This window comes from Antrihabitans spumae, assembly GCF_043944905.1.
GTDB lineage: Bacteria > Actinomycetota > Actinomycetes > Mycobacteriales > Mycobacteriaceae > Antrihabitans > Antrihabitans spumae.
Genome location: NZ_JBIMSN010000057.1, coordinates 12306 through 37906 on the forward strand (window position 1 = coordinate 12306; position 25601 = coordinate 37906).

Sequence of the window (25601 nt, forward strand, 5' to 3'; positions counted from 1 at the left end):
GCTGGTGACGATCACGCGACGGCGGACTGGAAGGTGTTGTCCCGCAGCGCCGCGACGACCGGATCGATGTCCTCGTACAGGACGGAATCGACCAGATCGGCCAGGAACGAAGCGTGCATCGACTTGCGTTGAACTTTGCCGCTCGTAGTGCGGTGCACGCCGTGCCGATCGACCAGGACGATGCTCGGAGCAGGCACGTCGAAGGTCCGCGCAACAGCAATTTTGAGCTGTTTTGCGAGGTCTTGGTAGGCAATATCGACGAGCGCGGTCTTGACTTCGTGAATCACGACCAGACGCTCGTGCCTGCCGGTGTCGATCGCGAGAACGACACCGGCTGCGCCCTGCAATGCCGGGTGTATTTCGCGGACCGCTTCTTCGATGTCCTGTGGATAGAGGTTGCGCCCGTTGACGATCAGCAGATCTTTCAACCGACCGGTGACGAATATTTCGGCTTCGCGGCGGACGCCAAGGTCTCCGGTCCGCAGGAACGGGCCTTCGCCGTCGATAGTTGCTTCGAACTTCTCGGCGGTTTCTGCGGGACGATTCCAATATCCTGCCGCGACACTTCCGCCGCGGATCCAGATCTCTCCGACCTGACCGTCGGATACTTCGGTGCAGGTGTTCGGGTCGACCATCCGAATGTCACAACCGATTGCCTTGCCGCTGCTGACGAGTCTGGTACCACCGGACATCGGCGCAAGCTGGTTGCGCTCCAAAGCAAGTGGATCGACGTCGAGCTGGACCGGGGCGGTCCCGACCGTGCTTGCTGTGGCCAGAAGGGTCATCTCGGCCATGCCGTAGGCCGTGAAGAACGCGTCGGCGCGGAATCCGTAAGGACCGAGCTTGTCGATGACAGCTTCCAAAGTGCGGGGTCGAATCGGCTCGGCACCGTTGAGGACAACACGTAACGACGAGAGATCCAGGCCGGCGAGTTGATCGTCGGTGATTCGGCGGGCGATCAGGTCGTAGGCGAAGTTCGGTCCGATAGTCATATTCGCGCGATAGCGGTCGATCAGCTGCAACCAGCGGACCGGCCGCTTGAGAAACGCCATCGGCGACATGAAGGCAAGGTTTCCGCCCATGTACATCGGCATGAGCAGCATTCCGATGAGGCCCATGTCGTGGAAGTGCGGTAGCCACCCGACCCCGACCAGCGAGTCGTCGCCGCCGTTCGCGATCCGCATCGATTCGCAGTTGTGCAGCAGGTTCGCGTGCGTCACCATGACGCCCTTCGGCTCGCTGGTCGAACCGGACGTGTACTGCAGGAACGCAAGTGAATTCCCGGTGACCGTCGGCATCACCCACAGATCCGGGTCAGCCATTTCTGTTGCATCCGTTGCGATTATCGCGACGTCGAGTTCCGATTGTTGCGTCCAACTCGACAGCGGGCCCGCGACAGCGGATGTCGTGAGAACGAGACGGATGTCGGCGTCGGCGAACATGGCACCGACACGAGCCATCGCGCGAGCATCGTGCGGGACGGGAGCGGGCACAGCAACGACTCCCGCGTACAGGCAGCCGAGATATGCCACGAGAAAGTCGATGCCGTCGATGTAGAGGAGGAGAACGGGATGCTTCGCGGCAGGTTGGGTTCCCAACCAGACCGCGAATGCACGTGCGTCCCGATCCATCTCACCGTAGGTGTGCGTTTCTTCGACCAGTTCGCGACCGACCTGCCTGCTGTAGACGTACTCGCGGGAGTCCCCGTACTTCGCGACCTGAGCGCGTAGGTGTGACACGAAGTCTGCAGGTTCGGCGGTAGGCACGATGCGAATCTCCTTCATCGCCGCAGGTGCGGCCTCTGCAGCCAATCCTCGCTGCAGTCGCTCGATCGAAGTAGGCACCGTGTGGGGGTGATGTGGCCACCCTTGGGCGCGAAATTCGACGACGCAGGGTGGACTACCGCGTGCGTGCAGTCAGCACCCGCGACCACGATTGGGCGAAGATTGCTACCGAAGCACCAAGCAGCACAATATCTTTCACGATGAACGAGCCGCCTGGGGAGAAGAACGGGATCGTGTGCTCGTAGGTCGTCGACGTGACGAGGAACGAGAGGGTGATCAGGAACGTCCCAATCGCGAGCAGGCCACCGATCACGCCTAACAGCGGTCGAACGAGGCCGAGGCCGATCAGTACGGCCGTCACGATCTCGATGACGCCGAACGTGTTCGACAGGGTCCGCAGATCCACGATGTCGAGTAGCCAAGCGAGCAGCGGACTTTGGCGTACCAGCGGTTCGATAGCCATCGCTTCGGCCAGTGTGAACTTCATGGCGCCGATCCAGAACAGGCTCACGATCAACCCGATGCGGGCGATCACGTTGCCGGCATTCTCGACTTTGCCTGCCAGGTCCGTGTTTTCGAGAGCACGTGGTGTCGCAGGTGCGTTGTCGATCGTCATGACGTCTCCTTCGTCGGTGTGTCGATTCGGATGCACAGTGGAGTCGAGTCGCCGATCCGTTACATATGCTTGCGACGGAAGCAGGGCCGAGCAGAGAGAGCGTCGACAACATGGCACAAATCCAGCGCTGGCGACCATCGGGGACGCGGTCGCGCGGACGCGTCGTAGCGCCTGACCTGACCATCGTCGAGCTACCCGCTCCGGGCGGTGGCGAGGATGTGCTCATCACTACCGCTGGGCAGGTTGTCACCGGTCTTGCCAACGGCGACGTCGTCCGGCTCGAGAACGGGCGGTTCCGCGTTCTCGGCAATACCGGTGGTCGTCCGCTCGGGATCGAGGAGTTGCCCGACGGCACGTTCCTGATCTGCGATCACGATCTCGGGCTTGTCAGGTTCGATCCGGCGTCGGGTGACACGGCAGTCGTAGTCGGCGACATCGCTGGGGAGCATCTGCACTTTTGCAGCAATGCGGTGGTTCTTGCCGACGGGACAACCTATTTTTCGTCGTCCTCGCCGAGCGCGAGCGTCGACGGCTATCGCGACGATGCCGTCGCGCACGTCACAAGTGGTGGGTTCTATCGGTTGAACCCTGCAGACAACACGGTGACGGTGCTGCGTGACGACCTCGCCTTCGCCAACGGTGTGGCGCTGGCTCCCGACGAATCGTTCGTTCTGGTTGCCGAGACCCTGTCCTACCGAATCAATCGCTACTGGCTGTCAGGACCTCGCGCCGGGAAGTGGGACTACTTCGTCGACGGGTTGCCTGGTTTTCCCGACAACATCAGCATCGGTAGCGACGGCTTGCTGTGGGTGTCGCTACCAGCACCGCGGCAACCGGTCCTCGACTTCCTGCTGCCGCGCAATCCGTTGCTCCGACGTGCATTGATGCTGATTCCCGAGCGCCTGCAGCCGCAGCCGGCCGACGTCGTCTGGGTGCAGGCATACGACCTGACCGGCACATTGGTACACGATTGCGAGACGAAGCACCCCGACTTCGGTTTCGTGACCGCAGTCGCCGAGCGCGACGGTGTGGTGTGGCTTTCTGCGTTGCACAACCCGAATCTCGCGAAGTTCGTCGTCGAAGATTGATCGTTCTCGGTAGGTTTACCGGCGAGTAGGTTCGGGTAAACGAGCCGAAATGCTGGACCTAACCAGGGAGCGCGATGAACGACTCGATCTTGGACCGCTCAGCGCACTCCGATCGGCAGCTGGCGAGTTTCGATCTCACGGTCGGGGCCCGGGTGCGGACGACGACGTCACACGACGACGGCGACGCACACGCGGAGGCTCCTGAATTCGTCTCCGGCGTCATCGTCGACGACTTCGGCGAAGTACTCACCCCGCATGATCACTACGGCCGCGATTGGGCACGTACCAAACGCTGGTCGATCGCGCTGGACAGTGGCCAGCTGGTATTTCGCCACGGCGAGGAACTGGTGCCCGAGCTCTGATTGTGCTCAGGCGGCTCGATACGTTGCCGCTCGATACGTTGCTTCGTAGGCCGCGCGTTCCTCGGCGCGCTTCGCCTGGTTGCGCGGACTGATCAGGTCGGTCGGTAGACCGTGGACGTGCAGCCGTCGGGCGCGGTTCTGTCCCATGTACGCAGCACAGTAGAACAGTGCCAGCAGCAAACCGAGCAATAGTGTCGCTCCGCGAAGCCACGCAGGTCCCGGCAACAGCGTGAACAGCACGAAGATCGGAACGAACGGCACCATGCCTCTGATGAGGTGGCGACGGAACGCGTGGTCGCCTGTGAGGTCGTTCGCAACCCAGTCCTGCATTGTCGCCGGGAGACGTCGGCCGAATGCGTAGCCGATCCACTGCACTGGGTTCGGGCGGGTGTCGGACATCGTCAGCTCCTCGAATTCTCTTGCGTGGTGGCACTTTCAGCGCGTCGAGCGGCGGCATTGACGCGGGTGAGGACGCTGTGTAGCTCCTCGAGATCGGGGAGCGTGACACCGAGTCGGGCGACGACCGCCGGCGGAATATCGAGCGCTTTGCTGCGAAACTCGGCGCCCGCAGTTGTCAGTTCGACGACGAGCGTGCGTTCGTCGGTCTCGCTGCGCCTGCGGGTGATCAGGTCGGCAGCCTCGAGCCGTTTCAACAGCGGCGACAGCGTCGGCGAATCGAGTTGGATGGCCTCGCCGATTTCGCGAACGGACATGGGGGAGCGACCCCACAGCGCCAGCATCACGAGGTACTGCGGATGCGTCAGCCCCAACGGCTCGAGCAGCGGTCGGTATACGCCGAGGACGGATCTGTTCGCAACCGCAAGCGCGAAGCAGACCTGCCGTTCGAGGGCGAGTGGATCGACGTCTTCGGTGGCCATGAACTAGATAATACACTAATAGTTAATGCACGAACAGTTAGGGCGCTACGCGCCTCGTGAGTCTTTTCGGAGGGTCCGCCCTCCGAAAAGACGCACGAGCGACGTAGTCGCCTTCGTCAGAATTTCTCGTAGATGATGCTCGAGATCCGGGCCTCGTCTTCGAATACAGCGCCGACGTCGGCCGCGATGTCCGTTACCGGCCCCGCGTCGTTGAGCATCAACGCGTACGCAAGCGTCCGACCGCTCTTCGTCTCGATGTAGCCGGCCAGATTCTGGGCTTTCAACTCGAGCGTCTTGCCGTCTGCGCCCGCCATGATCGTTGTTCCTGGTTTCGCCGAGACGTGGCCCTTACCTGGCAGCGTGGTTCCGCTCGTCGCCAAGGACCCGTTTTCGCCTAGGACAGGCAACGCTGCTCGAAAGGTCGACGAGACGGGACTGTCGGCCATCTTGTCGAGGAGTTGTACGAGCGCCCTCGGCGTCGCCTGACTGTCGGGCGTACCGCTGCCGTTGGTCGGGAAATCGAAGTCGGCACCGGCAATTCCGAACTTGTCCATCAACGTCTTGCGCTCCGCTGCCAATGCGGTATCGATCGTGCGAGCGCCGCTTTCGAGCCCGAAGAGGCTGAGGCACAGATTTGCGCCGAGGTTCAGGCTCACCTTCAACACAAGATTTGCCTGCTGACCGAGCGGCGCGGAAGCGTATGCAGCGACGCGCGTTTCGTCAGGATAGGGAGCGGCGCCGAGCAAACCCGAAGGGTTGACGCCGACAGCCGGAGCGGTCACCGCCACCCCGTTGCGCTGTAGCGCCTCGATGAACGCGATGCGGGCGAACGAAGACGGGTCGTCGACCCGGAAAGTGCCGACGAACGATCCGCTGTGGGTCAGCGGCGCATCGTAGCCGACGGGCAACGTTCCTGTCACCGTGCCCGCACAGCCCGGCGTGCCGACACACTCGATCAGCCCGCCGCCCGACAGGTCGACGTCGGCGGCCGTACCTGCACTACCTGTATCGACGGTGCTGTCGACAGTGAATGCCCCCGTCCTCGGCCGATACTCGAACGCCGCTCGGCGACCCGGCTCGGTCGGCGTCGCCGTGACATCGACCATGTTCTCGTTGACGACCATCGGCGTGATGAGCAAGTTGCCGTTCGGCACCCGGTACGGCTCGAACAGACGATCGTCGACGACGACGTTGCCCGTCACCGTCTTGATGCCACTCGCCGCTACCTGACGCGCGAGGTCGTCGAGTGCGTACAGGGGATCTTGCGGGGTCAGGATTGCCGATCCGAGCGCGTTGGCGTCGTTGTGATCGAAGTCCGTGTACTGCACTGTGTTTGCATCGACCCGCCGACCGCCGAAGGTGAGGTCGCCGCTGCCGACCAGTACGAGGTCACCGTTGAGCGAACCCGCCGGATCGACGTCGCCGGTGCGATAGACGGGTGTCTGCTGACGGTGATCGGAGCCGAGAGTGTCCAGTGCCAACCCGACCGAGAACAGCTTTCGGGTACTGCCGGTGAGAGACAGACGATCAGCGTTGAGGTCGTAGAACGTCTCGCCTGTCGCTACATCGGTGACGAGCAGACTCCAGGTGGCGTCGGAGTACCGCGGGCCGTCCATGATGGCAAGGATCTCGCTGGGAATGTCGAGGGTGTCCGACGACGGGTCGACGTCGTCGCTGCATGCCGTCACGGTCGCGGCCAGGACGGCAGCGACGGCGAGGGCCGTGATTCGATTGCCCGATACGGCCATTACACACGTCCTTGCTGCGCGACGGGACTGACGCGGACAATCATCCGTCGCCTCGCCGGCAGTTCGCAACAGGTCTAGTCCACGAAGCGCCGCAATAGCGTGCCCGTCGGTACCAAACGTGGCACTCTGTGTTTCGTGTCGGGCACAGGAATACAGTCGCGCGCTGAACTCCTCTCCCTCGATTCCGATGTCGATCTGCGTCGGTACCGACCGCGGAATGGGTAGTCGCAACGAACGTCCAATTTGTGAGACGCTGTCGTCTAACAATTGCCAGGGGTGGTCGCAGTGTCGCGAAACGCCTATCTCCGACGCCGCATCGAACCCGAAGGATGACTGATGGCTTCCGACGCCAAGCTACGTTCCTATCTCGAGAAGGCTGCGGCCGAATTGCACGACACCCGGCGCAAGCTCGAGGAGATCGAAGCGGCGCAATCGGAGCCGATCGCGATCGTCGCCATGGGATGTCGGTTTCCCGGCGGAATCACCTCACCCGACGAACTGTGGAGCTTCGTATCGGAGGGGCGAAGTGCGACAGCGGAATTCCCCGTCGATCGGGGCTGGGATCTAGCGGCACTCACCGAATCCGAGTCCGGTAGCGCAGGATCGTCGATTACCCGTCGCGGCGGATTTCTCCACGGCGCCGCCGAATTCGACGCATCCTTCTTCGGCATCAGTCCACGCGAAGCGCTCGCGATGGATCCTCAGCAACGACTGCTTCTGGAAACATCGTGGGAAGCGATCGAACGCGCTGGTATCGACCCGACGTCGTTGCACGGCAGCAAGACCGGTGTATATACCGGCATAGTCGGGCAGGAGTACGGACCGCGGATCTACTCCGAGCGCGACGGCTTCGCGGCCCAGCTTGCAACCGGAACGACCGTCAGCGTGGCATCGGGACGCGTTGCCTACGCGCTAGGGCTCGAGGGACCAGCGGTAACGGTCGACACCGCGTGCTCGTCGTCGCTCGTCGCAGTGCACCTTGCGGCGCAGGCATTGCGCGCGGGCGACTGTTCGCTCGCACTCGCGGGCGGCGCGACGGTGGTGTGTTCGCCGAGCATCTTCGTCAGTTTCTCACGCCTGCAGGCGCTTTCACCCGACGGACAGTGCAAGCCGTTCTCCCGGGCTGCCGACGGATTCGGTGTGGCCGAGGGTGTCGGAGTTCTCGTGCTCGAACGGTTGTCCGACGCCACCAGGCTCGGCCATCCTGTCGTCGCGATCCTTCGGGGCTCGGCGATCGGGCAGGACGGAGCGTCCAACGGGTTGTCGGCTCCCAACGGACCGGCGCAGCAACGTGTCATTCGGGATGCGCTCACCGACGCGAAACTCACAGCGGCCGAGGTCGACGTGGTGGAGGCACACGGCACCGGAACCAGGCTGGGCGATCCGATCGAAGTGACCGCACTCCTCGCAACCTACGGCGCAGCACGAAAAGCGGACGCACCGCTGCTGCTCGGGTCCATGAAGTCGAACATCGGCCACTCCCAGGCAGCGGCCGGCGTCGCAGGCATCATCAAGATGGTCGAGGCGATGCGGCACGGGACGGTTCCGCCGACGCTGCACGTCGACGCGTTGTCACCCGAAGTCGATTGGTCCTCCGGCACAGTCGAAGTCGTCACCACCCCAACACCCTGGCCCGTACCGGCGACAGGGTCCCAGTCGCCGCGCCGAGCCGGAATTTCGTCCTTCGGCATCAGCGGTACGAATGCCCACGTCATCGTCGAACAGGCGCCTGCACAGGCCGCCGCCGCTGAGCACGCGCGAACGGACGATCCCATCGTGCCGTTCCTCCTGTCCGCGAAGTCCGCAGACTCGTTGCCGGAGCAAGCAACTCGACTACTGACCCACATCGACCGCCATCCTCACCTCGACCCCGTCGATATCGCGTATTCGCTGACGACCCGACCCGCGTTCGCGCACCGAGCAGCGGTGATCGGCCGTGGTCTGCGGGACCTGCGTCTCGGCCTCACCGCCCTCGCGGCGGGAGAACCCTCCACCGCCCTCGTCCAAGGCCGAGCGACCGCCGTCGGGGGAACGGTGTTCGTCTTTCCAGGGCAGGGCTCGCAATGGGCAGGAATGGGAACCGAGCTGCTCGACACTTCGCCGGTCTTCGCGGCCGCAATCGCGGAGTGCGAGCAGGTATTCGGCGAGTTCGTCGACTGGTCGTTGACCGAAGTCCTCCGAGGCGCACCAGGCGCACCCGACCTCGACCGAGTAGACGTCGTCCAGCCTGCACTGTTCGCGATGATGGTGTCGCTCGCGAAGCTGTGGGAGTCGGTCGGTGTCCGGCCGGATGCTGTTATCGGGCACTCCCAGGGTGAAATCGCCGCGGCCCACATTGCTGGTGCGCTGACGCTGCGTGCGGCAGCTCGAATCGTGACCTTGCGCAGCCGCGCCTTGGTCGGCATCGCCGGCACAGGGGGAATGGTGTCGGTCCCACTCTCGCCGGACGAGACGACCGGACTTGTTGCCGAGTGGCACGGCCGAATCGGGATCGCCGCAGTCAACGGGCCCAACACAACCGTCGTGTCAGGAGAGGCCGCGGCGATCACCGAACTCCTCGAGCGGTGCGAGGAGCGGGAGATCCGCGCGCGGAAGATACCGGTCGACTACGCCTCGCACTCAGCCCAGGTCGACTCTCTGCACGGGTCGATCACGTCCGCCATCACAGGTCTGAAGCCCCGATCGTGCAGCATCACCTTCATCTCGACAGTCACAGGTGCTGTGGTCGACGGCAGTGCGCTCGACTCCGACTACTGGTACGAAAATCTACGCCGCACAGTACATTTCGACGACACGATCCGCGTCGCTCGCGAGCTCGGCTACGGTGCCTTCGTCGAAGTGAGCCCGCATCCCGTGCTGACCGTCGGTATCGAGGAGAACCTGGACACACTCGGTGCGGGGGAGAGCGCCGTCGTGGTCGGGACGTTGCGACGTGACGAGGGCGGTCTGCGCCGATTCCTGACGTCGGTGACCCAAGCCCAGGTCTGCGGACTCGCCCCTGACTTGGCTACCTATCTCACCGACTTCGGTGGTCGTCGGATTCAACTGCCGACCTATTCCTTTGCACGCAAACGATTTTGGATGTCTGCAGCAGGATCGGGGACCGGCGACGTCGCGAGCCTCGGTCTTGCCGACGCCGACCATCCTCTGCTCGGCGCCATGGTGGCACAACCCGAGTCAGACGGAGTCGTCTTCACCGGCCGACTGTCGCTCGCAACCCATGCGTGGCTCGCCGATCACGCCGTGCACGGCGTAGTCCTGCTGCCGGGTGCCGCGATGGCCGAGCTTGCGCTCTATGTCGGCGATCGCGTCGGCACTCCGCGCATCGAAGAACTGATACTGCAAGCGCCGCTTGTGGTTCCCGACCGCGGGGCGGTGGAACTTCAGGTTGTCGTCGGATCGGTCGACGATTCCGGCAACCGTTCCGTCCGCGTCTATTCTCGTCCCGTCAAGAGCGATTCGCTCGAGGGCCAATCCGCGTGGACACGCAACGCTGACGGCGTTCTTGCAGCCGAAGAGCCATTGCGTTCGACGGGTCTTGCCAAATGGCCTCCGGCAGGTGCCGAAAGATCCGACATCGCGGGGAGCTACGACGCACTAGCCGAACACGGCTACCAGTACGGTCCGGTGTTCCAAGGTCTTCGCGCGGCATGGCGACGTGGCGACGACATGTTCGCAGAGGTCGAGTTACCGGAAAAGGCAGGCGACGCACACCGTTTCGGTCTGCACCCCGCGTTGCTCGACGCGGCACTGCACGCGATGGCGGTGAGTCTGTCGACATCCGACGCAGGTTCCGGTTCGATTCGACTGCCGTTCGCCTGGGAAGGCGTGTCGCTACGAGCAACCGGCGCGTCGGTTCTGCGGGTCCGCATCACCTCGATCGCCGAGGACCGAGCGGCCGTCACGATGACCGATGTCGCCGGCGCCGTTGTCTGCTCGGTGGACTCGTTGACCCTGCGAGCGATCTCGCGCGACCAGCTGACCTCAGGCAACGACGACGTCGAAAGCGCACTCTTCGGACTCGATTGGTTCAGCGTCGCCGAGCCCAAAGACATGCCTGCGAACCAGGATTGGGTCGATTGGCCGGTCGAAGGCGAGGTCAGGTCTAGTGCATCGGCTGTACTGCGATGCATCGCGCCACAGCTAGCAGGGACCGACCTCACCGACGAGATTCGAGCCAGGCTGCCGGTGCTTCTCGCCCAGGTCCAGGAGTGGTTGACCGACGAGCGTTTTCGGAAAGGACGACTCGTCGTCGTGACCAGGAGAGCGATCGCTGCCGGCGGTGCCGAGGACGTCCTCGATCTTGTCCACGCGCCGGTGTGGGGCTTGTTACGGACTGCGCAGACCGAGAATCCGCGTCGGATCCTCCTCGTCGACGTAGAGGACTGGTCGCAACTCGACACCGCTGTTGCAACAGCTCTCGCCGGGGACGAACCCCAGCTGGCAATCCGGCGAGGTGGCGCATCGGCGCCACGATTGGTGCGCGGTCAGCTGGATACGGTCACCGGTGCAGAACTGGCAGGGTCGGGCGACTGGCGGCTGCAGACACTTGGGCTCGGCACGCTCGACAGAGCCAACCTTGCCGTTGTGCCGTCGCCCGAAAGCGAACGAGAGCTCGAGGCGGGTGAGGTCCGCGTATCGATCCGTGCGACCGGAGTCAATTTCCGCGACATCATGATTGCGCTCGGGCTGTATGCCGACCCACGCGCCGGGATCGGCGGCGAGGGCGCGGGGGTTGTCATCGAGGTCGCGCCGGACGTCACCAGTCTTTCGCCAGGCGATCGGGTGATGGGCATCTTCGAAGGCATCCGCCCGATAGCCATTACGGATGCCCGTTTCGTCTCGAGGATGCCGCAGGGGTGGACCTACGAGCAGGCCGCAGCGACATCAGCCGTGTTCATGACCGCGTACTACGGACTCACCGACCTCGCAGGCATCCAGCGGGGTGAACGATTGCTACTGCACGCCGCGACAGGCGGCGTCGGTATGGCGACGATTCAGTTGGCTCGACACTGGGGCGTCGAAGTTTTCGCAACCTGCAGTACCCCGAAGCGCCGCTTGCTCGTCGACCTCGGCTTCGACGACACACACCTCGGCAACTCGCGGACCCTCGACTTCGAGAAGAAGTTCCTCGACGCGACCGATGGTGCCGGAGTCGACGTGGTACTCGATTCGCTCGCAGAGGATTTCGTGGATGCATCGCTTCGCCTGCTGCCGCGGGGCGGACGCTTCATGGAGATGGGCAAGACGGATATTCGCGATGCCGACGTGATCGCCGCACAATATCCGGGCGTGCGTTACCGAGCCTTCGACCTGTTCGAAGCCGGACCCGATCGCATCCAGCAGATGCTCACCGAACTCGTCGAGCTCTTCGACGCGGGTGTCCTGCAGCCGCTACCGGTCACGGTGTTCGACGTCCGGCGGGCACCGGAGGCGTTGCGACACCTGAGCCAGGCCAAACACACCGGCAAGCTTGTCCTCACGCTGCCGACCCCCGTCGACAAGGACGGCACCGCACTGATCACCGGCGGCACCGGTGTGCTCGGTGCCCTCTTCGCGCGCCACCTCGTCACCGCATACGGCGTGCGACACCTGGTTCTCCTGAGCCGCAGTGGCCGCGCGGCCGCCGGTGCAGCAGAACTCGAAGCCGAACTGGTCGAACTCGGCGCAACGGTGCAGATCGTGGCATGTGATGCTGCCGAACGAGCTTCGTTGGACGCAGTGCTGCAGGCGATTCCGTCGGAGCATCCCCTCACGGCCGTCATCCATGCGGCGGGCATCCTCGACGACGCATTGTTCGCCGCGATGACGCCGGAGCAACTCGATTCGGTACTCAGATCCAAGGTCGTTTCGGCGTGGCACCTCCATGAGGCGACGCGGGGCGCCGATCTCGCGCTCTTCGTTCAGTTTTCCTCCGCAGCAGGAACATTCGGATCTCCGGGCCAGGCCAACTACGCCGCGGCGAACGTATTCCTCGACGCGCTTTCGCACCACCGTCTGCACAGCGGTCTCACGGCGACCTCGCTGGCTTGGGGATGGTGGGCACAGGCAACGGGCATGACCGGACATCTGGACGAGCGTGATCGCGCGCGGCTCAGTCGTGGCGGTTTCGTCGCAATGTCCTCGCAGGAGGGCCTGGCATTGTTCGACGCGGCCGTGACCCTCGGTCGACCGCTTGCGCTGCCTGCCCGAATCGACACTGCCGCAATTCGTTCGGGAGGCCAAGACCTGCCTGCGGTGTTCCGTGGCCTGGTTCGCAGCGGTAGGCGTGCGGCCGGCGCCGTAACGAACGCAGGCTCGACCGGTCTTTCGCAGCGTCTCGGTGGCCTGACTGCAACCGAACAGCAGCAGACCGTGCTCTCGCTCGTGCGCAGTGTTGCCGCAGCGGTGCTCGGGCACAACAGTCCCGATGCGATCGGACCTGACCAGCCCTTCAAGGATCTCGGGTTCGATTCCCTCGGCGCAGTCGAGTTCCGTAACCAACTCAAGACGGCAACGGGACTGGCGCTGGCGACAACCGTAGTATTCGACTACGCGACGCCGATTGCTCTTGCAGGCCATATCTGTCGCGAGATCGCACCTGCTGCAATAGATCCGGTCGAAGAGATCTTGGCGCAGATCGAGTCTCTCGCAGACAGTTGCGACGGCGTCGAACCCGACCAGCCGGACGCGGTCAAACTGTCCGAGAAGCTGGCGGCGTTGGTTCACAAGCTGGCACCGAACAGTGCGCCATCACAATTCGGCGACGCTGCTGACGACGACCTGTTCGCTCTGATCGACGGCATCGGCGATGGCCGCCCCGAACCGCTCACCGAGGCAGTGGTCCGCACCGAGGTCCGCACCGACGACGTTGTACCCGCGGCGTCACGGCGTTCGTATTGGCCGCTGACCGACTACCAGCGGGACGTGATTGCGGTCGGTTCGCGTTATCCCGAATTGCCATTGGTGCAAGCGGCAGGCTACGTCCGACTCTCCGGCCAGGTGAACATCGACCGGATTCGAGGATCGATTCGGCGCGGCTATCTCCGAAACGATGCTCTCCGGCTACGTTTCGAGTTCCGCGATCGTGACGTCGTCCAGTACGTGGATTCCGAGATCGCCCCCGCAGAGGTTGTGGACTTCGGTACTGCCACCGATCCGAGCGCTGCGAGCCTGGCATGGATGCGCGAACGTACCGACGAGGTGATGCCGCTGAACGGTCCGCTCGCGCAGAGCGCGATCCTGCTCGACGGCACCGATTCGTTCGTCGTCTACTGCCGCTTCCACCACGCGGTCGGCGACGGCTGGGGGATGAACCTTACGCTCGCACAGCTGTGTGCGGACTACCTCGCTGCCGAGCGAGGTGAGTCGCCCGACAACTCGCCGGCACCGAGCTACCTCGACATCGTCGACGAAGACCAGCGCTACCGAAATTCACCGGACTGGACTGCGGATCGCGCGCATCTGCTCGAGCAGTTTCGCGATGTCTCGCCTGCGCTGTTCCCCCGTAAGGCCTCCGTACGAACCCACCATCGGAGTCAGCGCACGATTCATATCGATCACGCTGCCGCACAACGTATCCGTGACACCGGACGATCGATCTTCGCGTACACGGTTGCGGCGATCTCGGCCTACCTGCGACGGGTGCATCGTGACGGCGACATCGTGCTCGGTGTGCCACTGCTGAACAGGCGAACTCCGGTCGAGTTGCTGACCGTCGGCGACCTGGTCAACATTCTGCCGTTGCGTGTCGACGTCGACGAGACTGCAACGCTCGGTGAGATTGCCGACAGCGTCGGCTCTGCGGTGTGGGATCTGCAAGCGCGGCAACGCTTTTCGTTCGGCGCTTTGCAGACCGCATTGCGCGAGGAACGGTCCGAGACGCAGAACCTCTTCGATGTCACCTATTCCTATGTTCCGATACCCGACACCGAGCAAACGGCGTTCCTTGGTACGGACTCGGCGCTGCTCTCATCGGGGTACTCCCTGGACGCTGTCAACATCGTGGTTCGCGACTACGCACGCGACGGGTCGTTGGACGTCGACGTGTTCTACGCCGACGACGTGTTCGACGACGACTATCCCTTCGCCACGGCTATGCGGCAGGTTTTCGCGCTGATCGAGGGAGGTCTTGCTGCGCCGAACGTCGGTGTCGGTGACCTCGAGATCCTGTCCGCTCGTGATCGTGCCGACATCGCCGCGGCAGAAGGTCCAGAGCTTGTGCCGTTCGACGAGTACGCGACCATCGACGGTGTCGTCGCTGCCGAGGTGGCGAGGGTTCCGGACCAGCGTGCAGTCGTCGCGGCCGATCGTTCGATGTCTTACGCGGACTTCGGAATCCGGGTACGGGCGCTTGCCGGAGCGCTGCGCGAGCACGGGCTGCGACCGGAAGAGTGTGTGCCGGTGCTGTTGCCGCGATCGGTCGACCTCGTCGTTGCCGTCCATGCGATCGTCGCGGCAGGAGGCGCGTACGTTCCGGTAGATCCGGAATACCCGCAGGCGCGGGTACGCACGATCCTCGCGGCGACGCGCGCGCGGATTGCCGTGGCGGAGGTCAGCTTCAGCGGCATGCTCGCCGACCTCGGCATCGCGGTACTACCAGCCACAGCGCAGCCGACGGTCAGCCGACCGGATGTGTCGACAACGAGACCGACCGATCTCGCCTATGTCATCTACACGTCCGGATCCACCGGCGTACCCAAGGGCGTGATGATCGAGCATCGCTCCGTCGTCAATCGACTCACCTGGATGCAGCGCCGATATCCACTCACAGCCTCGGACGTTGTGCTGCAGAAGACACCCGCGACCTTCGATGTGTCGGTGTGGGAGCTGTTCTGGTGGTCGTTCGCAGGCGCGTCGCTGACGGTTCTGCCTGCAGGCGCCGAGCGTGACCCTCGCCGGATCATCGAGTCGATCGCACGGGACGGAGTCACAGTCGCGCACTTCGTACCGTCGATGCTCGGACCATTCCTCGATCAACTGACGATGCAGCCGTCAGCCTTGGCATCGGTGCATTCGTTGCGGTTGGTGTTCTGCAGCGGCGAAGCGCTGACACCCGCTCTGGCAACACGGTTTCGGCAGCTCTTCGCAAGCACGACAGCTACTCGCCTGGTCAACCTCTACGGTCCGACCGAGGCGACCGTGGACGTGTCGTACTTCGACATCCCGGACGGGGACGACCGGATAGATCGGGTTCCTATCGGCAGGCCGATCGACAACATCGCGTTGCTCGTGCTCGATGCCGCCGGGCGGCGCAGTCCACTCGGTGTGCCAGGCGAACTCAACATCGCCGGAGTCGGCGTCGGCCGCGGCTACTACGGTGACCCGAGCCGGACAGCGGAGTCGTTCGTGGTCGACCCTGCGATCGTGGGCGGGCGTCGATATCGCACCGGCGACATCGTGCGCCGCCTCGCCGACGGCAATCTCGAGTACCTCGGCCGGCGCGACGACCAGCTGAAGGTGCGCGGCAACCGCGTGACGCTCGGGGAAATCGAGAATCACCTCGTCCAGTGCCCGGGTGTGCGCGCCGGCGTTGTTGTCGACGAGCAGGCACCCGGACGACCCACGCACCTGATCGCCTACTTCGTGCTCGAAGACGTTGAAGACACGACTGTGACCGGCGATTCCATTGCGTCCCAGCTCGCGGATCGGCTTCCTGCGTTTATGGTGCCGTCGGAGTTCGTTGCGCTGCAGACGCTTCCGCTGACTTCGAGCGGCAAGCTCGACCGTCGTGGCCTGCCGCGACCCGAGCGTGCCCATGGTGAATCCGAGCAGCCACGCACCGAAGTCGAGGTTGCGCTCGCAGCAGCGTGGGCGGATGTACTCGGCACCGCGACGCCGGGCAGACACGACGACTTCTTCACTGTCGGAGGCGATTCCATCCTGGCGCTGACCTTGCGTACAGCGGCAGAGCGTCGTGGCCTTGCCTTCGACATCGACGACTTCTTCGCGCGGCCGACGATCGCCGAGTTGGCCGCGAGCATAGAAACCACGATCGGGTCCGGTGGCGCCGAGACTTCGATGACAACGCCGTTCGAGCTTGTTCCGATGATCGATCGCGCCGGTGTCAGCGACGCGGAGGATGCCTTTCCCGCCACATCGCTGCAACTGGGCATGCTGTTCCACAGCCTCGAACGCTCGAACTCCACGCTGTACAAGGACGTCTTTCGCTATCGACTCGGGATGGTCTGGAACGAGCAGCAGTTTCGCGCCGCGTTCGACGAACTCGTGCGCAGGCATCCCGCATTGCGATCAGCGTTCGAGATAACGGGACTGTCGCTGCCGGTCCAGGTTGTGCGCAGGGAGGTCCCGAGCGCGCTGTCCATTGCACACGAGGGCGCTGACCTTTCGGACTACGTCGACGAACGGCGGACCTTCGACTATCGACTCGACGTGGCACCGCTGTACCAGCTCCGCGTCTTTCCTGGCGACTCGTGGGTCGACATCGTCTTCAGCTTCCATCACGCCATCCTCGACGGCTGGAGCGTTGCGAATATCGTTCGGGAGCTGTTGCAGGACTATCTGTCTCGGGCCGGATACGACCATCCGCCGGTGGACCGGCAACCACATTCGACGACCGCTCTGGCCTCCTACGTTCGGTCCGAACGGCTGGCGCAGGACGATCCGGCGTCGCGGAAGTACTGGATCGATGCACTCGCAGGCGCGACTGCGACAACGATCGAGTCGACGCGGGCGTACGAGCCCCCGCAGCGCGAGATTGTGCGGGATACGGTTGCGACGCTTCCCGATTGGCTCGGCCGCAGTCTCCGAGCGTTCGCGGTGGCGCAACGCATCCCGCTGAAGAACGTGCTGCTCACCGCCCACCTCCTGACGCTGAAGGCGATGTCGGGGACCGACGACGTCACGACGGGGCTCGTTTCGCACGCACGCCCTGGCCGAGCGGGTGTAGAGACCTCTGCGGGACTGTTCCTCAACACGATCGCGATGCGACTCGACGGGACGCGCGGTACGTGGCTGAAGGCCATCTCACAGGTAGTTCGGCGAGAGCGCGCGAGTCATCCGCACCGGCGGTATCCGTTGCGGTCGGTCATCGCGGACAACGGGGGTCCGGCTTTCGACACTGCGTTCAACTTCGTCAACTATCACCTGTTCAGCGACCTGTTCAGCAGCGCCGATGTCGAGCTCATCGAGTTCGACGCTCGGGAGGAAACGAACTTCACGCTGCTGGTGACGGCGGCGATCGATCCACGCAGCGAGGAGCTAGCCGTACGGGTAAGCGCGAGAGAGGGTTCGCTGACCTCGACTCAGCGTGAAGAGTTCGCTCGCACGTTCGTCGGCGCATTGACGACGATCGTCCGAACACCCGAAAGCGAGGTCGATCTCACGACACTGCGCGCGGTGACCGTCGTCGACCTGGTCGATGCAGCGGTGAGCCTGGCCCCCGATGCGATCGCCCTTCGCAGCACCACAACGGAGTGGACCTATCGGCAATTGGGCCGGGCAGCAGACACTGTCGCGCACACGCTGATCGCGCGTGGGCTGCCCGTAGGCGCACGTGTCGCCGTTTCGATGCCCCGGTCACCCGAGTTGATCGCTGTTGTGATCGGCGTGCTGAAAGCGGGAGCTGCTGTCGTTCCGATCGACATCGACTACCCGCAACCCCGTCGTGTGGCCATGCTCGAGCGCTGCCGACCGCAGTTCGTGATCGTTGCCCCGAATGCCGACGACGTCCGCGACCTGGGTATCGAACTCATCGACCCAGCGGTGCTGTTCGACACCGAGCACGACGATGGGACACCGCTTCCAGCGCTACACCCCGACCTCGCGGCCTACGTGTTGTTCACATCCGGCTCGACGGGCGCACCGAAGGGCGTCGTCATGCCGCATCGGGGGCTCGCGAATCTGATCGAATGGCAGCGGCACGCCGGTCCTCGCTCTGGTTGTTCGACAATGCAATTCGCTCCGATCAGCTTCGACGTGTCCTTCCAGGAGATCTTCGCGACGTTGGCAGCAGGCGCGACGTTGTATCTGGTCGAGGAAGCCGAACGCAAGGACCCGGTTGCGCTGGTCCGCGCCATCGTGCGGTCCGGTGTCGAGCGCGTCTACCTGCCGTACGTCGCTCTGCAAGGAGTCGCCGAGGCAGCCCAGGTGACGGGGGAGTACCCGACGACGTTGACCTCGCTCGTCTCGTCCGGCGAGCAGCTGCGAACGACACCGGAGATCCGTGCTTTGTGTGCGGCAAATCCGGGGCTGGTGGTCGAGAATCAGTATGGTCCGACGGAAACACATGTGGCGCTGCGGCATTCGATGTCCGGTGGGTCGGACTCGTTCCCTGCGCTGCCGCCGATCGGGACTGCGATCAGCGGTGCGACCGTCACCTTGCTCGACTCTCGCCTCAAACCGGTCCCGCCGGGCACCCGCGGCGAGATCTATCTCGGCGGACCGGTTGTGGCCCAGGGCTACGAAGCCATGCCGGGGCTCACGGCAGAACGCTTCGTTGCCGATCTGGGTGGCCGAGTCCGATATCGGACCGGTGACGTCGGCGTCGCCGTTGCGTCCGGTGACATCGTCTGGCTCGGTCGAACGGACAGCCAGGTGAAGGTGCGTGGCAACAGAGTCGAGTGTGCTGAAGTCGAGATCGCCCTCGCTGGGGCCTCCGGTTCGGCACAGGTCGCCGTGATCGCCACCAGCCTCGGCGGTGTCGATTCGACGCTGGAAGCGTTCGTAGTCCGCGATCGTGTCGACGGCGCGGTCTCCATCGATACGGCAGCGATCCAGGCAGCATTGCGTCGGCAACTCCCTTCGGCGATGGTGCCGACCCGCTACCACGTTGTCGGCGAGCTTCCCATGACTCCGAGCGGAAAGCGCGACGATGCCGCACTCCGCTTCCTCGCAGGCGAAACCGCAACGGCGCAAGGAGGATCCGACGTATCCACAGCCGAACGCGCACCGGCGGACGAGTACGAACACGCCATCGCCGAGATCATGGCCGAATTCGCCGGGTTGGCCGAACTGGGACCCGACGCGGACTTCTTCTCCGCAGGCGGTACGTCGATCGGGGCTATGCGGGTTGCGATGACCATCACTCGCCGATGGGGAGTCGAGATCCCACTCGAGGCGTTCGTCGCTGCGCCGACGGCTGCCGAGCTGGCGCAGCTCGTTCGGGCCGGCGGCACGTGTCGTGCGTTCGATCCCGTTGTACCACTTCGGCAAACCGGCACAGGCCCGCCGCTCTTCCTTGTGCATCCGATCGGCGGCAACGTGATCTGTTACGTCGAGTTGGCGAAGCACTTGGACGCTGACCGGCCCGTCTACGCGTTGCAGGCGGCGGGTTCGGAGCCTGGTTCGCAGCCTTTGACTGCCATGCCGGACATCGCGGCGTCCTACATCGCGGCGATGCGACGCGTCCAACCACATGGTCGGTACCACGTCGCGGGTTGGTCGTTCGGAGGGTATGTCGCACTCGAGATCGCGCGGCAACTGCCTGCCGACGAGATTTCCCAGGTCGTTCTCCTCGACACGATCTCACTCGACGACGGACCGCGGCCTGCAATCGACGAACGCGACCTGATCGCCTGGTTCTTCGCGGAGCTGCTCTGGTACAGCCAGGGTGCTGCAGCGGTCGAGTCCGAGCTCGACCCGTCCCTCGGCAAGGCCGACAGCGCCGAAAGCCCCGGCAGTGCCGATGGCCTGTTCGATTCGATCCTGACCCGCTCGATCGATTCGGGAATCGTCCCCGAATACAGTTCGCCACAACTGATCAAACGCCTGTACGCCATCTTCCACGCCAATTATCAAGCGACGCTGCATTATCGTCTCGAACCACTCGAGTGCGACATCGTCCTGCTGCGGGCGCGCGACGAGTTGCCACCCGACGTCGGGCGCGCGCATCGCCGCGTGGGAAGTATGTTCGCAAGTCCGACGAACGGCTGGGATCGTTGGGCAGCACGCGGACTGGAGATCGTCGAGATTCCCGGCGATCACCTCACGATGATGTCGCAGCCGCACGTCACGGCAGTCGCTGCCGAGTTGGACAGCGTTCTCGATCGATCCGACAGCGGGCTGGCCGCCACAGAAAAGGGAAGCCGATGACCGCCACTGGCAGTAGAGCATCGAACAGCGAGATTCGTCGTCCGTTGAGCCCCGTCGAACGTTGGTATTGGGTGTGCGATCAGATCTCGCCACTCAATGTGATTGCGCGCGTTCACGTCAGCGGTTCGATGGCTCCGGGACTGTTGTCCGACGCCGCTGCGGCTCTCGTTCTGGAACATCCGTTGTTGCGCGTTGCAATCGCGGCCGCCGACGACGGCAGCGACCCGGAGTTCGTCGCAGCGACCGAAGCGCGCCTGCCGATTCGTCACGTCGACGGGTCCGATCCCGCCGCATGGGAACGTGAGGTCGACCGGTTCGAACTGGCGACTTCGGTGAATTGGCGGACGGGGCCGCTGGCTCGACTAGTCGATGTCGTGTCGGGGGAGCGTGGCTCCGCAGGCGAATCGCACGACCTGGTGTTGACGATTTCGCACATCATCGCCGACGGCACAACAGCTTTGGCCCTGCTGCAGCGCGTTGTCGAGTTGGCGGCTCTGCTCAGCGATGACGACGACCGGACAGTCGAGTCGGTTGCGCGGCCACGACCCGCGTTGCCGTCTCCCGAGGGGATGTTGCCTCGAAAGTTCGTTGGTGCACCAGGGTTTGCGCGCGTTGTCGGCGCAGGCGTCGTCGATCAGGCAGTTGCTGCAGCGGCCCGCGCGAACCGCTTGCAACCGGAAGTCCCCGTCGCGGCGCACGAGCGGATCACCCGGTTGACTCGCCGATCGCTGACCGCCGAGCAGGTTGCCGTACTGCTCGAAAGCTGCCGTAGGGAGGGCGTCACCGTGCACGGCGCACTGAGCGCGGCGGTGGCGGCCGCCGTGGGTCGCATCGTGGCACCGGACGGCGGCAAGGTGTGCATCGGTTCGCCCATCGACTTCCGCGGCGAGCTCGAGCCGCCCGTACCTGCTGACGCTGCCGGCGCGTACGTGGCAACCGTACCGACCTACGTCGACGCAGGCAGCGACGTCGACTTCTGGACCACCGCGGGCAGAGTCAACCGAGAACTCGACCGCCGCAAACGGTTTCGACAACATCTCGCCTTGATCGCGACCCTGAAACTTGTTGCACCGAAGTCGGTCGGTGCGAGCGAGCGAACTGTCGCGTTGGTCGACAGTCGTGGTCCAGGAAACGTCTGCATCTCCAACATCGGACGTTACGATTTCGCGGACCGGATCGGCCCGTGGGCGCTGTCGGGTGCCCATTTCATCGCGGGAGTCTCGATCAGTGGATTCTTTGTCGTGACGGTCAATACCAGCCACGACACGCTGCATCTGAACTTCACCTACATCGACACGGTGGTTTCCGAAGACCGTGCCAATCGGCTGGCGGACGATTGCGTGCGGACCCTACTCGGCGCGCTGGACAACACCGGATCGGCCCGAACAGCGCAGCCAAGACCTGTCGCAGCAAAGAGAAGAGGCAATCGAATGTCGGACAATCGTGGCGCGGTGGTAGTGACCGGGGCATCGTCGGGGCTCGGTCGAGAAACCGCACTCGCGCTGGCACGCTCCGGGTTTGTCGTCTACGCAGGCGTCAGGCGTGAGGAAAGCGCAGCGGAGCTGCAAAAAGAGTTCCCAGGATCCGAACTTCGTCCGCTTCTGCTCGACGTGACGTCGGCGGACTCGATTCGGCGCGCACACGACCGCATCGCAGCAGAGATCGATCCGGGTGGCCTGGTCGGAGTGGTGAACAACGCCGGCATCTGTGTGTCGGCGCCTCTCGAGTGTGTCTCCATCGAGGACTTTCGAGCCGAGCTCGAAGTAAATCTCGTCGGGACCGTTGCCATGACGCGACAGTTCCTGCCGTTGCTCCGCGCGTTCCCGGCAGACCCGTCGGGCAAGCTCGCTGGTCGGATCGTCAACGTCAGCTCGGGGGTCGGCCGGCTCGCAGCACCGTTTCTCGGCGCCTATGCCGCCTCGCAGTTCGGCAAGGAAGGTGTGTCGGACTCGCTGCGCCGCGAACTGGCCCCGCTCGCCGTCAGCGTGTCGCTGATCGAGCCTGGTGCGATCCTTACCCCGATCTGGGGCAAGCTGTCCGACACTGCCGAACGAATCCTCGGCGAGGCGAAGCCCGACGTTGCGGATCTGTACCGCAACCGCTTCACCAGCTTCGTCACCGCGAACGAAGAACGCGCAAACGCGAGCCGGACCAAACCCGCCGATGTGGCGAAGGCGATCGAGCATGCGCTCACGGCCAGTCGTCCGAAGGCTCGCTATCGGGTCGGCATCGATTCGTGGGCGTCGACCATCGCGTCGCGGGTGCTGCCGGATCGGGTGCTCGACTTCGTGATGGCAGCGGGAATCTCAGCCGGCGAGAAGCATTTTGCCGCCGTCGACTAGGAATTCGCTGCCGCTGACGCGGGGCCGAGCGATTGCCGCCCTCGTCGTCCTGTGCCTCGCCGAGTTGCTGGTCGTCATCGACAACACGATCATCAACATCGCGTTACCCACACTCGGGCGGGAATTGCGTACCGGGGTCAGCGGCCTGCAATGGTCGGTCGATGCCTACACGCTGACCTTCGCCGGATTCCTGCTCGCGGCAGGCAACCTCGGCGATCGTTACGGTCGCCGCCTCGTGCTCTACATCGGCATCGTCGGGTTCGGTGCAGGGTCGGCACTTGCAGCCAACACGGACACGCTCGGTGAACTCGTCAGCGCTCGCGCAGTGATGGGTGTCTTTGCGGCGGCGGTCTTTCCGGCAACGCTGGCGTTGGTCGTGGCGATCTTCACCGAACCACGCCAGCGTTCGATCGCGGTCGGTATCTGGGCAGGTGTTGCCGGCATCGCAATCGTGGGCGGGCCGGTCGTCAGCGGTTGGTTACTCGCCCATTTCAGTTGGCATTCGGTGTTCTGGGTGAACGTTCCCGTTGCCCTCATCGCTCTCGTGGGCACCTGGCTGTGGGTCCCCGAAGTCAAAGTTGCTGTGCCACATCGGCTCGATGTGCCTGGGTTGTTGTTGTCGATCGCCGGCGTTTCGTTGCTGGTGTGGGCGATCATCGAGGCACCGCGTCATGGCTGGACGTCGTGGCAGACCGCGGTCGCAGCACTCGCAGCCACGATCGGTCTGCTGGCGTTCGTCGTTCGGCAGTTGCGGACAGCGGATCCACTCCTCGATGTGCGATTGTTCCGAATCCGGCGATTCTGGGTTCCGGCAGCGGCCATCTCGGTCGGCTTCTTCTCCCTGTTCGGCTTCATCTTCTTCTTCACGGTGTACTTCCAGGCCATCCGTGGCTATTCGACGTTGGAGACCGGTGTTCGCGCGCTGCCATACGCAGTCGGTATCGCGCTGGCTGCTCCGATTGCCATGACGATCGGCCGCAGAATCGGGACTGCGCTCCCCGTCGCGCTCGGTCTCGGCTTCATGTGTGTCGGCTTCGCCGTCGCCAGCAGCGCCGACGAGCTCACCGCATATCCAACCGTCATCCTCCCGGCGACCATCGTCATGGGTGCAGGCCTCGCGTTCGTTCAGGGTCCTGCGACAGAACTGCTGATGTCCAACCTTGCCGAGGAAGATATGGGCGTCGGCGCGGCGGTCAACGACACCACTCGTGAGGTCGGTGGGGCGTTGGGTGTCGCGGTGTTGGGTTCGATGCTGTCCTCGGTGTATTCGGGTGCGATCAGGCCGCAACTCGACGGCACCGCACTTCCGAAAGATGCTGCGGACATAGCGATCTCGTCGGTGTTCGGTGGTCTCGAAGTCGCGGCGCGAATTCCCGTGCCAGAACTGCAGGCGCGCGCGTACACCGCGGTCCGCGAGGCTTTTCTCGACGGTATGGGCGCCACCTCATGGACGGCTACAGCAGTGACCGGGGTCGGAGCGGTTGCAGTCCTTGTCTTCCTGCCCTGGCGCGAGGGCAGACACCAGAGCATCGACGTACCGATCGAAACAGAGAAGGCGGGCGGATGAAGGCCATTGTGATCGGCGCCGGTATCGGCGGTCTGACGACCGCAATTGCACTGCGCGAACGAGGGATAGGCGTCGAGATACTGGAAGCCGCACCACAATTGCGTATGACGGGCACCGGGTTGGGTCTCGGCCCCAACGCAGTCGCGGTGCTGGCAGCGCTCGGGATCGACCTGGCAGATGGTTCGGTCGGGCAGGTGCTCGAGCACTTCGAGCTGCGTACCGACAAGGGAAAGCTTATGCGGCAGTTGCCGATCCGGGACATCGTGACCGAGCTCGGCACCCCGTTCGTCAATCTGCACCGCAACGATCTGATCGCCGTTCTGCGGGCGGCGGTAGGCGATGTCGCGATCACCTTCGGCGCGGCGGTCGAACGCTACGACGTCACCGTAGACGGCGTGAGCGTCACCTGTGCGGATGGCCGTACGGCGAGCGCAGATGTGCTCATCGGCGCGGACGGCATTCGTTCGGTCGTCCGGGCGCAGCGTGCAGGAAGCGAGACGATCAACGAGTACGGCTACGTCTGCTGGCTGGCCACGATTCCGTTCGAACACGAACACCTTACGACCGGTTATGCCGGTCACTATTGGGGGCGCGGCCAGCGCTTCGGGTTGATCGACATCGGTGGGGGCAACGCCTACTGGTGGGGTACCAAGAATCTGGGGATCGTCGGTTCCAGGTCGTGGCAGGGCAGCACCTCCGACGTACTTGCTGCGTACGACGGTTGGGCGAGCGAGGTCAGCGACGTGATTGCCGCGACGCCCGACTCGGCGGTAGTCGCGGTGCCTGCCCAGGACCGGAGTTTCGTCGACACCTGGGGCGAGGGGCCGGTGACGCTGGTCGGCGACGCTGCCCATCCCATGCTGACCAGTCTTGCCCAAGGTGCGGGTTCGGCTATCGAAGACGGCTACGTGCTGGCGCACTGCCTTGCTACCACGGCCGACCCGACGCTCGCTCTTCGGCGGTACGAGGACGCCCGTCGAGAGCGCACCCGGACCCTCGTCGCGAATTCGCGCCGCTTGAGCCGCATCGAGCAGATCGACAATCCGGTCGCGTCGACACTGCGAAACTTCGGAATCAGATACACACCGATGTCGGTGGTGAAGCGCCAGAACATGGACCCGCTGCGGTTCGACCTTCCCGTAAACTGACACGTGTTCTAATTGTTCTCTACGTCGAAAATGTGGA

At 64.1% G+C, this 25601-nt stretch carries 11 protein-coding genes; 6 read left to right on the forward strand and 5 right to left on the reverse strand.

Annotated elements, in window-relative coordinates; genetic code table 11:
- Positions 1-11: 11 nt before the first annotated feature.
- Both ACHIRB_RS13350 and ACHIRB_RS13355 read right to left on the reverse strand, forming a co-directional pair.
- Positions 12-1844 carry a fatty acyl-AMP ligase gene (locus ACHIRB_RS13350; protein WP_395124511.1) on the reverse strand — a complete coding sequence of 611 codons (1833 nt, stop codon included), beginning with the start codon at positions 1842-1844 and terminating at the stop codon, positions 12-14.
- 55 nt (positions 1845-1899) lie between these two features.
- Complete coding sequence (locus ACHIRB_RS13355) at positions 1900-2400, reverse strand: DUF417 family protein (RefSeq protein WP_395124512.1); 501 nt, start codon at positions 2398-2400, stop codon at positions 1900-1902.
- A 110-nt stretch (positions 2401-2510) separates the two neighbouring features.
- On the opposite strand from ACHIRB_RS13355, the gene ACHIRB_RS13360 reads away from it, so the two are divergent.
- Together ACHIRB_RS13360 and ACHIRB_RS13365 are read left to right on the forward strand one after the other, a co-directional pair.
- Positions 2511-3488, forward strand: a complete 978-nt coding sequence (locus ACHIRB_RS13360) for an SMP-30/gluconolactonase/LRE family protein (protein WP_395124513.1) — start codon at positions 2511-2513, stop codon at positions 3486-3488.
- Between the two features lie 74 nt (positions 3489-3562).
- Positions 3563-3850 (forward strand): hypothetical protein, encoded by a 288-nt coding sequence (locus ACHIRB_RS13365; protein WP_395124514.1) that lies wholly within the window; start codon positions 3563-3565, stop codon positions 3848-3850.
- Between the two features lie 6 nt (positions 3851-3856).
- Here the strand turns inward: ACHIRB_RS13365 and ACHIRB_RS13370 are convergent, their stop codons facing one another.
- From ACHIRB_RS13370 to dacB, 3 genes are all read right to left on the reverse strand, one after another.
- Positions 3857-4249 carry a DUF5313 family protein gene (locus ACHIRB_RS13370; RefSeq protein ID WP_395124515.1) on the reverse strand — a complete coding sequence of 131 codons (393 nt, stop codon included), beginning with the start codon at positions 4247-4249 and terminating at the stop codon, positions 3857-3859.
- A 2-nt stretch (positions 4250-4251) separates the two neighbouring features.
- Complete coding sequence (locus ACHIRB_RS13375) at positions 4252-4728, reverse strand: MarR family winged helix-turn-helix transcriptional regulator (protein WP_395124516.1); 477 nt, start codon at positions 4726-4728, stop codon at positions 4252-4254.
- Between the two features lie 116 nt (positions 4729-4844).
- Entirely contained in the window at positions 4845-6476 is a 1632-nt protein-coding gene (dacB, locus tag ACHIRB_RS13380; RefSeq protein ID WP_395124517.1) for a D-alanyl-D-alanine carboxypeptidase/D-alanyl-D-alanine endopeptidase, read from the reverse strand.
- Positions 6477-6812: 336 nt separating this feature from the next.
- On the opposite strand from dacB, the gene ACHIRB_RS31220 reads away from it, so the two are divergent.
- The 4 genes from ACHIRB_RS31220 to ACHIRB_RS13405 are packed head-to-tail and all read left to right on the forward strand — an operon-like array spanning position 6813 to position 25564.
- Positions 6813-20507 (forward strand): amino acid adenylation domain-containing protein, encoded by a 13695-nt coding sequence (locus ACHIRB_RS31220; protein ID WP_465254673.1) that lies wholly within the window; start codon positions 6813-6815, stop codon positions 20505-20507.
- Complete coding sequence (locus tag ACHIRB_RS13395) at positions 20504-22849, forward strand: SDR family NAD(P)-dependent oxidoreductase (RefSeq protein ID WP_395124519.1); 2346 nt, start codon at positions 20504-20506, stop codon at positions 22847-22849. The genes ACHIRB_RS31220 and ACHIRB_RS13395 overlap by 4 nt, the downstream gene beginning before the upstream one ends.
- Positions 22833-24416 (forward strand): MFS transporter, encoded by a 1584-nt coding sequence (locus ACHIRB_RS13400; RefSeq protein WP_395124520.1) that lies wholly within the window; start codon positions 22833-22835, stop codon positions 24414-24416. Before ACHIRB_RS13395 ends, ACHIRB_RS13400 begins: the two co-directional genes overlap by 17 nt.
- A complete protein-coding gene (locus ACHIRB_RS13405; protein ID WP_395124521.1) occupies positions 24413-25564 on the forward strand; it encodes an FAD-dependent monooxygenase in 1152 nt (383 codons plus the stop codon). Before ACHIRB_RS13400 ends, ACHIRB_RS13405 begins: the two co-directional genes overlap by 4 nt.
- Positions 25565-25601: the final 37 nt, after the last annotated feature.

Bases quoted from the DNA above. Each gene is read 5' to 3' on its own strand.
- ACHIRB_RS13375 (WP_395124516.1), bottom strand. From the start codon at position 4,728: ATGGCCACCGAAGACGTCGATCCACTCGCCCTCGAACGGCAGGTCTGC.
- ACHIRB_RS13355 (WP_395124512.1), bottom strand. From the start codon at position 2,400: ATGACGATCGACAACGCACCTGCGACACCACGTGCTCTCGAAAACACG.
- ACHIRB_RS13360 (WP_395124513.1), top strand. From the start codon at position 2,511: ATGGCACAAATCCAGCGCTGGCGACCATCGGGGACGCGGTCGCGCGGA.
- dacB (WP_395124517.1), bottom strand. From the start codon at position 6,476: ATGGCCGTATCGGGCAATCGAATCACGGCCCTCGCCGTCGCTGCCGTC.
- ACHIRB_RS13405 (WP_395124521.1), top strand. From the start codon at position 24,413: ATGAAGGCCATTGTGATCGGCGCCGGTATCGGCGGTCTGACGACCGCA.
- ACHIRB_RS13395 (WP_395124519.1), top strand. From the start codon at position 20,504: ATGACCGCCACTGGCAGTAGAGCATCGAACAGCGAGATTCGTCGTCCG.
- ACHIRB_RS13365 (WP_395124514.1), top strand. From the start codon at position 3,563: ATGAACGACTCGATCTTGGACCGCTCAGCGCACTCCGATCGGCAGCTG.
- ACHIRB_RS31220 (WP_465254673.1), top strand. From the start codon at position 6,813: ATGGCTTCCGACGCCAAGCTACGTTCCTATCTCGAGAAGGCTGCGGCC.
- ACHIRB_RS13370 (WP_395124515.1), bottom strand. From the start codon at position 4,249: ATGTCCGACACCCGCCCGAACCCAGTGCAGTGGATCGGCTACGCATTC.